The sequence below is a fragment of the Bacteroides sp. AM44-19 genome, assembly GCF_003603395.1.
GTDB lineage: Bacteria > Bacteroidota > Bacteroidia > Bacteroidales > Bacteroidaceae > Bacteroides > Bacteroides uniformis.
The window spans coordinates 23645-36203 of the sequence record NZ_QTNB01000003.1 but is presented as its reverse complement, the minus strand read 5'-3'; the positions used below and the strand labels follow the sequence as shown (position 1 = coordinate 36203).

Sequence of the window (12559 nt, the reverse complement as noted above, 5' to 3'; positions counted from 1 at the left end):
GGGAATTGATAGAGCACTATGTTTTCAGACGAATTAGAACATATATCCTGGGAGGAAACCACGGCACGCATCCATGCCAAGACAGATGCGGATGTACGCCGTGCCCTCTCCAAAGAACATTGTAATGTAGAGGACTTCATGGCCCTCATCTCACCCACCGCTGCCCCCTATCTGGAGACGATGGCACGATTGAGCAAGAAATACACCGAGGCACGATTCGGGAAAACCATCTCCATGTTCGTGCCTCTTTACATCACGAATTCCTGCACCAACTCTTGCGTGTATTGCGGTTTCCATATCAGCAACCCCATGCCGCGTACCATACTGACGGAAGAAGAAATCGTGAACGAATACAAGGCCATCAAGAAGCTGGCACCTTTCGAGAATTTGCTGTTGGTGACGGGAGAAAATCCGGCCAAAGCAGGCGTGCCCTACATAGCCCGTGCACTGGACCTGGCAAAACCCTACTTCAGCAATCTGAAAATAGAAGTGATGCCCTTAAAAACGGAAGAGTATGCAACGCTGAAAGAACACGGCATGAATGGCGTGATTTGTTTTCAAGAAACCTACCACAAGTCGAATTACAACATCTACCACCCCCGTGGCATGAAGTCCAAATTCGAATGGCGTGTCAATGGTTTCGACCGCATGGGGCAGGCAGGCGTCCATTCCATCGGCATGGGAGTGCTCATCGGTCTGGAGAAAGAATGGCGGACAGACATCACCATGATGGCTTATCACCTGCGCTATCTCCAGAAACATTATTGGCAAACGAAATACAGCGTCAACTTCCCCCGTATGCGTCCTTCGGAGAACGGCGGCTTCCAGCCCAATGTCATCATGAGCGACCGCGAACTGGCACAAGTCACTTTCGCCATGCGCATCTTCGACCATGATGTAGACATCTCCTACTCCACCCGCGAGCCTGCCGATATACGCGACCATATGGCAACACTCGGTGTGACAACCATGAGCGCCGAAAGCAAGACCGAACCGGGAGGATATTACAGCTATCCGCAAACACTGGAACAGTTTCATGTCAGCGACGAGCGCAAGGCTGTGGAAGTGGACAAAGCATTGAAACGCCTGGGGCGCGAACCAGTGTGGAAAGATTGGGATGCGAGTTTTGATTTGAAGGCTTTCAAGAGATGAGTGGCCGAATACAGAACCTTAATAATAATGAACAAATGAACCGATATGCCAGACAAACGTCCCTCCCTGAAATAGGCGAAGCCGGACAAGAGAAACTGCGTAATGCCAAGGTGTTGATAGTCGGTGTGGGAGGATTGGGTTCTCCCATTGCCCTCTATCTGGCGGGAGCAGGAGTCGGAACGCTGGGATTGGTGGACGATGACCAGGTCAGCATCAGTAATCTTCAACGTCAGGTTCTGTATGCTGAAGCTGACCTTGGGCAGCCTAAACCTCTATGTGGCGCCCGTAGAGTGCAGGGGTTGAACAGCGATGTAAACGTGGAAGTATACCCCTTCCGTCTGGACAAGAAGAATGCCGGAGAACTGATAAGGAACTACGATATAGTGGTAGACGGATGCGATAACTTCGCTACCCGCTACTTGCTGAATGACGTATGCAACGCTTGGGGCAAGCCCTACGTTTATGGTGCCATTCAAGGCTTTGAAGGCCAAGTGTCCGTCTTCTGCTACGGTGAGGGTGCAAAAAACTATCGTGACCTCTATCCGGATGAAGAAGGGACACTGCTCATGCCATCTCCGGACAAATCGGTTATCGGCGTAACCCCTGCCATTGTGGGTAGCGTAGAAGCCAATGAAGTGTTGAAACTGATTTGCGGCTACGGTGACCCCTTGGCAGGAAAGCTATGGACGATTGATTTAAGAACCATGCAGTCGTATATTCTCTCATTATAGACAAACATCCATAAAGATATGAAACTGATAGTCATTACCACGCCGCAATTCTTTGAAGGAGAAGCAGCGGCAGTTACCTCCTTATTCCAAAACGGTTTGGAAATACTCCACCTGCGCAAGCCGGGAGCTTCGGCAGAGGAGATGGAGTATTTCCTGCGGCAGTTGCCGATGGAATATATGCCGCGCATTGTCACGCATGAGCAATTCCAGCTGGCATCCGTTTTCGGTCTGAAAGGAATTCATCTGAACGGGCGCAATCCGCAGATACCGTTCGGATATAAGGGACACATCAGTTGTTCCTGCCACTCTCTTGAAGAAGTGTTGAAACATAAATCAGATTGTAGCTATGTGTTCCTCAGTCCCATTTATGACAGTATATCCAAAGAAGGCTACTCTTCCGCTTACTCCTGCGATACCTTGAAGAAAGCACAGCAAGCAGGTATCATCGATTCCAACGTCATGGCATTGGGTGGCATCAGCCTGGAGCATCTTCCGGAAATAGCCGCTTTAGGTTTCGGAGGTGCCGTCCTGCTAGGAGACATCTGGCAGCAAGCGAAGGAAGATTTCATCCCCCACTTCCTCCACCTGAAACAGCTCTCCTCCCCCCCCTCTTTAATTTTTAATTTCTAATTATCTCATGCTTCCCCCTATTATCCTTTCCATTGCCGGTTCCGACTGTTCGGGCGGTGCAGGCATACAAGCAGACATAAAGACCATTTCCGCTTTGGGAGGTTATGCCGCTTCCGTCATCACGGCTGTTACTGCACAAAACACACTGGGAGTACAATCGGTTTATCCGATACCTGCGGATATGGTTAAGGCACAAATCGCCTCTGTTATGGATGATTTAAGGCCGGATGCCGTCAAGATAGGTATGGTATATGATGCCGGTATTGTGACCGCCATTGTCGATTGTCTTCAGACATATACTCCGGAGTGTATAGTCTATGACCCCGTCATGATATCGACCAGCGGACGGCGACTGATGACCGAAGAAACCATACAAGTCATTAAGACGGAACTGTTTCCGCTATGCACCCTCATTACTCCCAACCTGAATGAAGCAAGCCTGCTTTGGGGGCAAACCATTACCGGTACTGTGGAGATGCGACAAGCGGCACAGGAATTATCCTGCAGATACAACACCGCTATTCTCGTCAAAGGCGGACATCTAGAGGATAATGACATGTGCGACGTGCTTTATTGCCGGCAACCTTCTGCCGGGGCTGACATCCTGCCATCCGGATGCATCCTCTATTCCAACCCCAAAATAGAGAGCCGTAACCTGCACGGCACGGGGTGTACCCTTTCCTCTGCCATAGCTACATTTCTTGCCGGTGGCAACAAACTCGATGAAGCGGTCTGCAAGGCTAAAGAGTATATCGGTACTGCGATAAACCGGGGGAAAGACATGAATATAGGGCACGGGAACGGTCCGTTATGGCACTTTCCCTTATAATGCGTTCCGACAAGCCTGCTTCTTAATAGCGTATGCCCAGAATTTTCTTGGCATCGTCTTTCTTGAACAGTGAATCAATGACGTCTAAAATCGCTTCGTAGTTTTCCGGATCTACGATATTGGGAGCGAATATGTTGAGGACTTTCATCTTGTCGTCATCAAAAGTATATAGTGCCATCAAACTGGCACATTGCACACAGTTCAGACTGTTGTTTCGGGCAACAGTTCTCATCATTTCGATTTGATCATCCTTGAAAGGGCGGGACTTCACTTTTTCATAAAAATGCCGGAAGTCTTCGGGGTGCATCCCCCTGACATAAACCGGAGCTGGAGAATCTATCACTACTTCACTGGGAACAACCGGCAACGTACGTGGCTCTCCGGAGAATGAGTCCATTGCAACGACTCTCCCACCTTCAAAAGTCACGACAATCTGAGTTCGGGTGATATTACTTTTACTGGACAGCACTCTGGAATATTCCCATTCTTCTATATCCCGGTCGAAGCGGCGATACTCTGGAGTTCCCAATATCTTGGTGACCTCCTGCCTGCTCATCCCCTTCTGGATACTGTTCAACACATCTACCTTAGCATCATAAAACAAGCTGGAACAACTGCTGAATCCCATCGTCATTACCAGTCCCGCAATAATTAGTCTGATTGTTTTCATCTTATCGAGTTTTTAGTTGCCACAAAGGTAGGCAGAAACATGGATAGACCTCTTATTATCCCCCTATTTGTCAAAAGGGATTTCCCTACTTTTTTTAGCCATATACCTATTAATATGGAAATAATCCGTTATTTTTGCAGATACTATCACTATAAACAGGTAAAACACATGGAAAAAGCAAAAGTATACTACTCTGACTTGCGTACTTCCCCTACATCCAATCTTTTGGATAAAATGGAACGCTTGCTGAAACGGGCAGGCATCGAGCAACTCCCTTTGAAGGATAGCTTTGCTGCCATCAAAATCCATTTCGGCGAACCCGGCAATCTGGCATACTTGCGTCCCAATTATGCAGCTCGAATGGCAACCCTGCTCCGCAGCCTGGGAGCCAAACCTTTCCTGACGGACTGCAACACACTGTATTCCGGTCGTCGCGCCAATGCCGTAGACCACTTGCAAAGCGCGATGGAGAATGGGTTCAACCCCATTTCGGCCCAGTGCCAGGTCATCATCGGCGACGGACTGAAGGGAACGGACTACCGCGAAATCCCTCTGAACGGAGAATATTGTCCGGCACCCAAAATCGGTACAGCGATAGCCGACGCCGATATTGTAATCAGTATGAACCACTTCAAGGGACACGAACAAGCCGGCTTCGGCGGTGCTTTGAAGAATCTGGGCATGGGATGTGCCAGTGTAGGCGGAAAGCTGGAACTGCACTGCGCCTCGCAACCCAAGATTGACGTAGAAAGCTGCATAGGCTGCAACATCTGCGTGAAGCACTGCGCACACGACGCTGTGCACCTCAATACCAGCCGCAAGGCAGAAATAGACTACACCAAATGCGTAGGTTGCGGACAGTGCGTAGCCCTCTGCCAGCACGACGGTGCCGTGATGGGAGCCGAAGATACCTCCGAGCGCCTGAACTACAAGATTGCGGAATATGCCCTCGCTGTCGTTATGGGCAAGCCCCATTTCCACATCAGCTTCATCATGAACGTATCTCCCGAATGCGACTGCTGGAACCACAACGATGCCGCCATCGTGCCCGACCTCGGCATTCTGGCTTCGGCAGACCCGGTTGCACTGGACAAGGCATGTGCAGATATGGTCATCCAAGCCCCGATACTGCATGGTAACAATTGCCTTGCCACGGCACACGAGCACGACGACTTGTGTGGATGCGACAAGTTCCACTTGATGCACCCCGACACGGACTGGCTTGCCGGATTGCGCCATGCCGAGAAAATAGGATTGGGAACCATGGAATATGAATTGGTGAAGATTTGATTAAACCTTTTCAGTTTTAAACAGTCATAATAAAAATAGATTTATCAACTATAATATTATACAAATGGAAACATCTGCAAAACTTTATTCTTTGCCTTTCGGCAACGTAAAGACCTATCTATTCGTCCTGCTGTTCGTGGCAGGAAACATCGCCTTGCCGCAACTCTGCCATCTGGTCCCAGCAGGCGGTCCGACGTTGCTTCCCATCTATTTCTTTACACTGATAGCTGCTTATAAATATGGTTTCAAGGTAGGTCTGCTGACGGCTCTCTTGTCTCCGGTCATCAATCATCTGCTTTTTGCCATGCCTGCAGCAGCCGTGTTGCCGGCCATACTTATAAAGTCCGGTCTGCTGGCCGGAACCGCCGCTCTTGCTGCACGCTATGCCAAGAATATCTCTTTATTGGCATTGCTGGGTGTAATCCTCTCCTATCAAATTATCGGTACGGCCTTTGAATGGGCACTGTGCGGTAATTTCTTTTTGGCAGTGCAAGATTTCCGTATGGGCATTCCGGGCATGCTGATTCAGTGGTTTGGAGGATATGCACTGCTGAAAGCAATCGCAAAGAAATAAACGTATATTCTCAAACAGTATCCCTTAATCCTAAAACTTTGTTCGCACACTGCGGATACATATCCCCAGTTTGCGGATGTCTATCCCAAGGCTTGGGATAGACATCCGCAAACCATAAACAAAGTTTTTTCTTAACTGATAAAAACTTTTTCCCTAACTAAGAAAAACTTTCTCCTTAATAGAGAAGACTTTTCTCTTAATACTTTGAACTTTTTTCCGCTATTTTCCTTTCTCCCTACAATAAAATCATTAATTTCGTGCCGAACAATATATCATATTTTCAACATGGAAGTAGTAACGAACAACTGGTTCACTAAAAAATATCCAATAGGTTTTGCCTTAAGCGGCGGTTTCATCAAAGGCTTTGCCCATTTGGGTGCCATGCAATCCTTATTGGAACATGACATAAAGCCCAATATACTTTCCGGAGTCAGCGCCGGAGCCTTGGCCGGGGTATTCTACGCCGACGGCAATGAACCGCATAAAGTTCTTGACTACTTTGCCGGGCACAAGTTTCAGGACCTGACCAAACTGGTGATTCCCAAAGTCGGATTGTTTGAATTGGGAGAATTCATCGATTTCCTGAAAAGCAATCTGAAATCCAAGAAACTGGAAGAACTGCAAATCCCTCTGATTATTACAGCTACTGACCTGGACCACGGACGTCTGGTACATTTCCATAAAGGGGACATCGCCGAACGCGTAGCAGCTTCGTGTTGCATGCCGGTATTGTTTGCCCCGGTCAATATAGACGGCACCCATTACGTGGACGGAGGCCTGCTGATGAACCTGCCTGTCTCTACCCTCCGCCGTATATGCGAAAAAGTGATTGCCGTGAATGTCAGTCCTCTGATGGCAACCAAGTATAAAATGAACATTGTGAGCATTGCCTTACGTTCCTATAATTTTATGTTCCGCTCCAACTCTTTTCCTGAACGCGAGAAGGCTGATTTGCTGATAGAACCTTATAACTTGGAAGGATACAGCAATACAGAGCTGGAAAAGGCGGAGGAGATATTCATGCAGGGATATAATACGACCAATGATATATTGGAACGCCTGCTCATTGACAAAGGCAGCATTTGGAAAGAATAAAATAACCATTCTATAACATAGAAAACAAAGAAATGAACGACGAAAACAAATTGATTATTTATCAAGTGTTCACCCGACTATTCGGAAACAACAATAACCACTGCATCAATAATGGCAGCATCACTGAAAATGGATGCGGCAAGATGGCCGACTTTACAGCCAAGGCGTTGGGAGAAATCAAGAAGCTTGGCGCTACACATATATGGTACACGGGCATCATCGAGCATGCTACGCAAACTGACTACCGCCGTCACAATATCCAACCCGACCATCCGGCCATAGTGAAAGGTAAAGCCGGATCTCCCTATGCCATCAAGGACTACTATGATGTCGACCCGGATCTCGCCAAGGACGTACCGGAGCGTATGAGAGAGTTTGAGAATCTGGTGCAGCGCACTCACCGTAGCGGTCTGAAGGTTATCATAGATTTTGTTCCCAACCACGTAGCCCGTCAATATCACTCGGATGCCCAGCCGGATGGCACTTCACAACTGGGTTCAAACGATGATACCAATTATGCGTTCAGCCCATATAATAACTTCTATTATATCCCGAAATCGGAACTGCATGGCCAATTTGACATGAAAGGTGCAGCCGCCGAACCTTATAGGGAGTTTCCGGCAAAAGCTACCGGAAACAACCGTTTTGATGCTTATCCAAACATCACCGATTGGTACGAAACTATAAAGTTGAATTATGGAGTGGATTACCAGAACGGCGGGACTTGCCATTTCGACCCCATTCCCGACACATGGACCAAGATGCTGGATATCATGCTGTTCTGGGCGGGAAAGAACATAGACGGTTTCCGTTGCGATATGGCCGAGATGGTTCCCGTAGAGTTCTGGGAATGGGCAATTCCGCAGGTCAAGGAACAATATCCCTCTCTGCTGTTTATAGCCGAAGTCTACAACCCGGGAGAATACAAGAATTACTTGTTCCGTGGCAAGTTTGATTATTTATACGACAAAGTAGGACTTTATGATACCTTGCGGGCTGTTACTTGCGGGTATGAATCGGCAACTGCCATCACCCGCTCTTGGCAAAGTCTGGGAGGTATAGAAAAACGCATGCTGAACTTTCTGGAAAACCATGACGAGCAACGTATCGCTTCCGACTTTTTTGCCAGTAACCCACGCAAGGCGATTCCGGCACTCATTGTGTCAGCTTGCATGAACACCAATCCGATGATGATTTATTTCGGTCAGGAGTTTGGTGAGCTGGGCATGGATAGTGAAGGTTTCAGCGGCCGGGACGGACGTACAACCATCTTTGACTATTGGAGTGTAGATACTATCCGCCGTTGGCGCAATGGCGGCAAGTTCGACGGCAAGATGCTGACGGAGGACCAGAAACACCTATACAGCATTTATAAACGGCTACTGACTCTTTGCAATGAAGAAAAGGCCATCTCTCAGGGGGCTTTCTTCGATTTGATGTATGCCAATGTCAACGGATGGCGCTTTAATGAACATAAGCAATATACATTCCTGCGCAAATTTGAGAGAGACCTGCTGCTGTTCGTCGTGAACTTCGACCATATCTCGGCAGACCTTGCCATAAATATTCCTTCTCATGCTTTTGACTTCCTGCAAATACCGCAGATGGACCAGTACAAAGCTACGGAGCTGCTCAGCGGAAAAGAAGAAAACATAAGTCTGCTTCCCTATAAGGCTACTAATGTGGCCGTCGAAGGATATGGAGGAAAGATACTTAAGATAAAGCTATAACGGAGTCACAACTCTGGTGATTTATTAGATTTGGCACTGATTATGCAGAACAACACGGATTTCTTAATCGCTTCGTGGTTTTCCGCATAATCAGTGCCAAGTCTTTATTTGTTCTCTTCCATATATTCCTTCAGCCGATATAGCCGCGTGATGGCAGGATTATAAAAATCATCAGGATAATGTGCATCTATGTCACTCAGGTTAGCTTGCACAAAACGTTTCACATCCACTATGTTCTCAGCATCAGACAATGTTACACTTTGAGGGAAAGATGTGCTCTTTGCCCAATCTATCAGCGCTTTAACGCTATCTTCATCAAATTTATATTCGGCCATATTCTACATATTTTCTTGCAAAGATAGTGCAAACCGGATGCAGAATAAAATGACCCACCCATTTTTTATGCTAAAGTTATCCTCATCTGCATGAACAAAATTCCAATTTGTTGTGTTATATAAATGTGTTTTTCATAGTATTAGATATAAGATTAATTAAAAGAGACGTACCCGCTTGTGATAAGTAAGTACATCAAAAACAGAAGCGTCTGTTTGATTGATAAATGTGTAAGGAGCATCGGTTTACCAGAGCCGATGCTTTTTTTTACCCTTCTTTGTAGCATGTTAGAAATATTATCCGTAAATTTGGCAGATAATAAGGAAAGAATATGATATGAATATCCCTGTTATATTTCAATTTTTGAAAGAACTGTCTGCAAACAACAATCGTGAATGGTTCAATTCTCACCGGGAACAGTATGAAGTCGCCCGCAGCGAGTTTGAAAACTTGCTTACAGTAATTATCTCCCGTATCTCTTTATTTGATGAAAGCATCCGTGGTATAGAAGCAAAGGACTGTACATACCGTATTTATCGTGATACACGCTTTTCCGAAGATAAAACTCCCTACAAGACACATCTGGGAGGATATATCAATGCGAAAGGAAAGAAATCCGACCATTGTGGCTATTACGTGCATCTGGAACCGGGAAACTGCTTGTTGGCCGGTGGAAGTTATTGTCCTCCCCCGCCCTTGTTAAGAGCTCTGCGACAAGCGGTATACGACAATATAGATGAATTTCGCAGTATAGTGGAAGATCCTGCTTTCAAGCAATACTTTCCCGTCATCGGAGAGAATTTTCTAAAAACAGCTCCAAAAGGATTTCCAAAGGACTATCCCTATCTGAAATACCTTCAGTGTAAAGAGTATACGGTTGCCTGCTGCCAGCCGGACAGCTTCTTTCTTGCTCCAGACTTTTTGGATCGTACAGACGACATCTTCAAGCAGATGAAGCGTTTTTCTGATTTTGTGAATTACACCATAGACGACTTTGAATAATTTACCTATATAACTAACTTAAAACATTTGAATTATGGTTATAGACAGACTTGAAAACATAGAAAAATATACTTTGCTGCATCCTCTATTTGAGCAGGCCATTGATTTTTTAAAATCACATGACTTGCACTCTTTGGAAATCGGCAAGACCGAACTGAAAGGAAAGGACTTGCTGGTCAACGTGGCGCAGACAAACCCAAAAGAAAAAGAAAATGCCAAACTGGAAACCCATAAAGACTATATTGACATTCAAATACCCTTGTCCGGTACGGAGATAATGGGTTATACCGCCGCCCAAGACTGCCTTCCGGTTGATGCTCCTTACAATGCGGAAAAAGACATCACTTTTTTTGAAGGACTGGCGGAGGACTATATTGCAGTGAAGCCCGGAATGTTTGCTATCTTTTTCCCTCAGGACGGGCATGCTCCGGGTATTACCCCTGACGGTGTAAAAAAAATAATTGTGAAAGTTAAAGCGTAAATTTATCAAATATCCAAAACTCATCCTCTTTATGGAAACATTGAATTTAATCAAGAATGACCCATGGCTGGAACCTTTTGCCGATGCCATCAACGGACGTCATCAACATGCCATAGACAAAGAATCGGAATTGACCAACAAAGGAAAACTAACCTTGTCTGATTTTGCATCCGGATACCTCTATTTCGGCCTGCATCGTACTGACGATGGTTGGGTTTTCCGTGAATGGGCGCCTAACGCAACCCAAATCTTTATGGTCGGAACTTTTAACGATTGGAAAGAAGAAAAAAAATATAGCTTGAAGCGTAAAGCAAACGGTAATTGGGAAATCAAGCTTCCTGCTGATGCCGTGAAACACGGTGACTTGTACAAGCTGATGGTACATTGGGACGGTGGTTGCGGTGAACGCATTCCTGCATGGGCTACACGTGTCGTACAAGACGAACAGACTAAAATATTCAGTGCCCAGGTTTGGGCTCCGGAGAAACCCTATAAAATGAAAAAGCGGGTTTTCAAGCCATCTACAGATCCTTTATTGATATATGAATGCCATATCGGTATGTCTCAGCAGGAGGAAAAGGTCGGTAGCTATAAGGAATTTCAGGAAAAGATTCTTCCACGTATCGCCCAAGAAGGCTACAACTGCATACAGATTATGGCTATCCAGGAACATCCCTATTATGGTAGCTTCGGATACCATGTTTCCAGTTTCTTTGCCGCTTCTTCCCGTTTTGGTACTCCGGAAGAACTGAAAGAACTGATTGATACAGCCCATAGCATGGGGATTGCCGTTATCATGGATATTGTCCATTCACACGCTGTGAAGAATGAAGTCGAAGGCTTGGGTAACTTTGCCGGTGATCCTAATCAATATTTCTATCCCGGTGGACGTCGGGAACATCCGGCTTGGGATTCGCTTTGCTTTGATTACGGCAAGAACGAAGTTATTCACTTCCTGCTGTCTAACTGTAAATTCTGGCTGGAAGAATATCATTTCGACGGCTTCCGCTTTGACGGAGTAACCTCCATGTTATATTATAGTCATGGTTTGGGAGAAGCATTCTGTAATTATGGAGATTACTTCAACGGACATCAAGACGACAATGCCATTTGTTATCTGACACTTGCCAACCGGCTTATCCATCAGGTCAATGCCAAAGCCATCACCATTGCCGAAGAAGTATCGGGAATGCCCGGACTGGCGGCAAAATATGAAGATGGCGGCTACGGATTTGATTACCGTATGGCCATGAATATTCCCGATTATTGGATTAAGACAATCAAGGAGAAAATAGATGAAGACTGGAAGCCATCCAGCATGTTCTGGGAAGTGACCAACCGCCGCAAAGATGAAAAGACCATCTCCTATGCGGAAAGCCATGACCAAGCCTTGGTGGGCGATAAAACCATCATTTTCCGCTTGATTGATGCGGATATGTACTGGCACATGCAGAAAGGAGACGAGAACTATACCGTAAATCGAGGCATTTCTCTCCATAAAATGATACGTTTACTGACTGCGACTACTATCAATGGCGGTTATCTTAACTTTATGGGCAATGAATTCGGACATCCGGAATGGATTGACTTCCCCCGTGAAGGTAACGGTTGGTCTTGTAAATATGCCCGCCGCCAATGGAATTTGGTGGACAACAAGAATCTGGCATATCATTATATGGGTGACTTTGATGCTGCCATGTTGGGAGTTGTAAAAAGCATAAAGAACTTCCAGGCTACTCCGGTCCAAGAAATATGGCATAATGACGGTGACCAGGTATTGGCCTATATGCGCAAGGACTTGATTTTTGTATTCAACTTCAACCCTAAGCAGTCTTTTACTGATTACGGTTTCTTGGTTCCTGCCGGAACTTATGAAGTTATTTTGAATACAGATAATCCAGATTATGGCGGTAATGGTTTGACGGATGATACCATCAAACATTTTACCATTCACGACCCGCTTTACAAAAAAGACAAGAAGGAGTGGCTGAAGCTTTACATACCGGCACGTACAGCTGTTGTACTGAGAAGAGCTAAATAGT

General features: G+C 46.0%; 13 protein-coding genes. 11 read left to right on the top strand and 2 right to left on the bottom strand.

Annotation, left to right across the window (positions count from 1 at the left end; all coding sequences use genetic code 11):
• Window positions 1–18 precede the first annotated feature (18 nt).
• From thiH to thiD, 4 genes are read left to right on the top strand one after another with little or no spacing between them, the layout of a single operon-like run.
• The gene (gene thiH / locus DW947_RS06735; protein ID WP_057087566.1) at window positions 19–1152 is read left to right on the top strand and encodes a 2-iminoacetate synthase ThiH; all 1134 of its coding nucleotides are present in this window, start codon (window positions 19–21) and stop codon (window positions 1150–1152) included.
• Between the two features lie 35 nt (window positions 1153–1187).
• Window positions 1188–1883, top strand: a complete 696-nt coding sequence (locus DW947_RS06730; RefSeq protein WP_117962480.1) for a HesA/MoeB/ThiF family protein — start codon at window positions 1188–1190, stop codon at window positions 1881–1883.
• Between the two features lie 18 nt (window positions 1884–1901).
• Window positions 1902–2513 carry a thiamine phosphate synthase gene (locus DW947_RS06725; protein ID WP_117962478.1) on the top strand — a complete coding sequence of 204 codons (612 nt, stop codon included), beginning with the start codon at window positions 1902–1904 and terminating at the stop codon, window positions 2511–2513.
• 7 nt (window positions 2514–2520) lie between these two features.
• Complete coding sequence (gene thiD, locus DW947_RS06720) at window positions 2521–3342, top strand: bifunctional hydroxymethylpyrimidine kinase/phosphomethylpyrimidine kinase (RefSeq protein WP_117962476.1); 822 nt, start codon at window positions 2521–2523, stop codon at window positions 3340–3342.
• A gap of 22 nt (window positions 3343–3364) precedes the next feature.
• On the opposite strand, the gene DW947_RS06715 is transcribed toward thiD, so the two are convergent.
• The gene (locus tag DW947_RS06715; RefSeq protein ID WP_117962474.1) at window positions 3365–4012 is read right to left on the bottom strand and encodes a DUF4476 domain-containing protein; all 648 of its coding nucleotides are present in this window, start codon (window positions 4010–4012) and stop codon (window positions 3365–3367) included.
• 168 nt (window positions 4013–4180) lie between these two features.
• Between DW947_RS06715 and DW947_RS06710 the strand changes: the two genes are divergently transcribed.
• From DW947_RS06710 to DW947_RS06695, 4 genes are all read left to right on the top strand, one after another.
• The gene (locus DW947_RS06710) at window positions 4181–5302 is read left to right on the top strand and encodes a DUF362 domain-containing protein (protein WP_005837094.1); all 1122 of its coding nucleotides are present in this window, start codon (window positions 4181–4183) and stop codon (window positions 5300–5302) included.
• Window positions 5303–5366: 64 nt separating this feature from the next.
• On the top strand, window positions 5367–5876 hold the full coding sequence (locus DW947_RS06705; protein WP_035448493.1) for a hypothetical protein: 510 nt from the start codon (window positions 5367–5369) through the stop codon (window positions 5874–5876).
• A 285-nt stretch (window positions 5877–6161) separates the two neighbouring features.
• Window positions 6162–6971, top strand: a complete 810-nt coding sequence (locus DW947_RS06700) for a patatin-like phospholipase family protein (RefSeq protein WP_005825568.1) — start codon at window positions 6162–6164, stop codon at window positions 6969–6971.
• 32 nt (window positions 6972–7003) lie between these two features.
• Entirely contained in the window at window positions 7004–8701 is a 1698-nt protein-coding gene (locus DW947_RS06695; protein ID WP_005825570.1) for an alpha-amylase family protein, read from the top strand.
• 104 nt (window positions 8702–8805) lie between these two features.
• On the opposite strand, the gene DW947_RS06690 is transcribed toward DW947_RS06695, so the two are convergent.
• Entirely contained in the window at window positions 8806–9036 is a 231-nt protein-coding gene (locus tag DW947_RS06690) for a DUF6965 family protein (RefSeq protein WP_005825572.1), read from the bottom strand.
• A gap of 334 nt (window positions 9037–9370) precedes the next feature.
• On the opposite strand from DW947_RS06690, the gene DW947_RS06685 reads away from it, so the two are divergent.
• Genes DW947_RS06685 through DW947_RS06675 form a run of 3 tightly spaced genes read left to right on the top strand, consistent with a single transcriptional unit; the run spans window position 9371 to window position 12558 of the window.
• Window positions 9371–10036, top strand: a complete 666-nt coding sequence (locus tag DW947_RS06685) for a DUF2461 domain-containing protein (RefSeq protein ID WP_005825574.1) — start codon at window positions 9371–9373, stop codon at window positions 10034–10036.
• A 34-nt stretch (window positions 10037–10070) separates the two neighbouring features.
• Complete coding sequence (locus tag DW947_RS06680; protein ID WP_005825575.1) at window positions 10071–10517, top strand: YhcH/YjgK/YiaL family protein; 447 nt, start codon at window positions 10071–10073, stop codon at window positions 10515–10517.
• A 31-nt stretch (window positions 10518–10548) separates the two neighbouring features.
• Window positions 10549–12558 carry an alpha amylase C-terminal domain-containing protein gene (locus tag DW947_RS06675; protein WP_117962472.1) on the top strand — a complete coding sequence of 670 codons (2010 nt, stop codon included), beginning with the start codon at window positions 10549–10551 and terminating at the stop codon, window positions 12556–12558.
• Window position 12559: the final 1 nt, after the last annotated feature.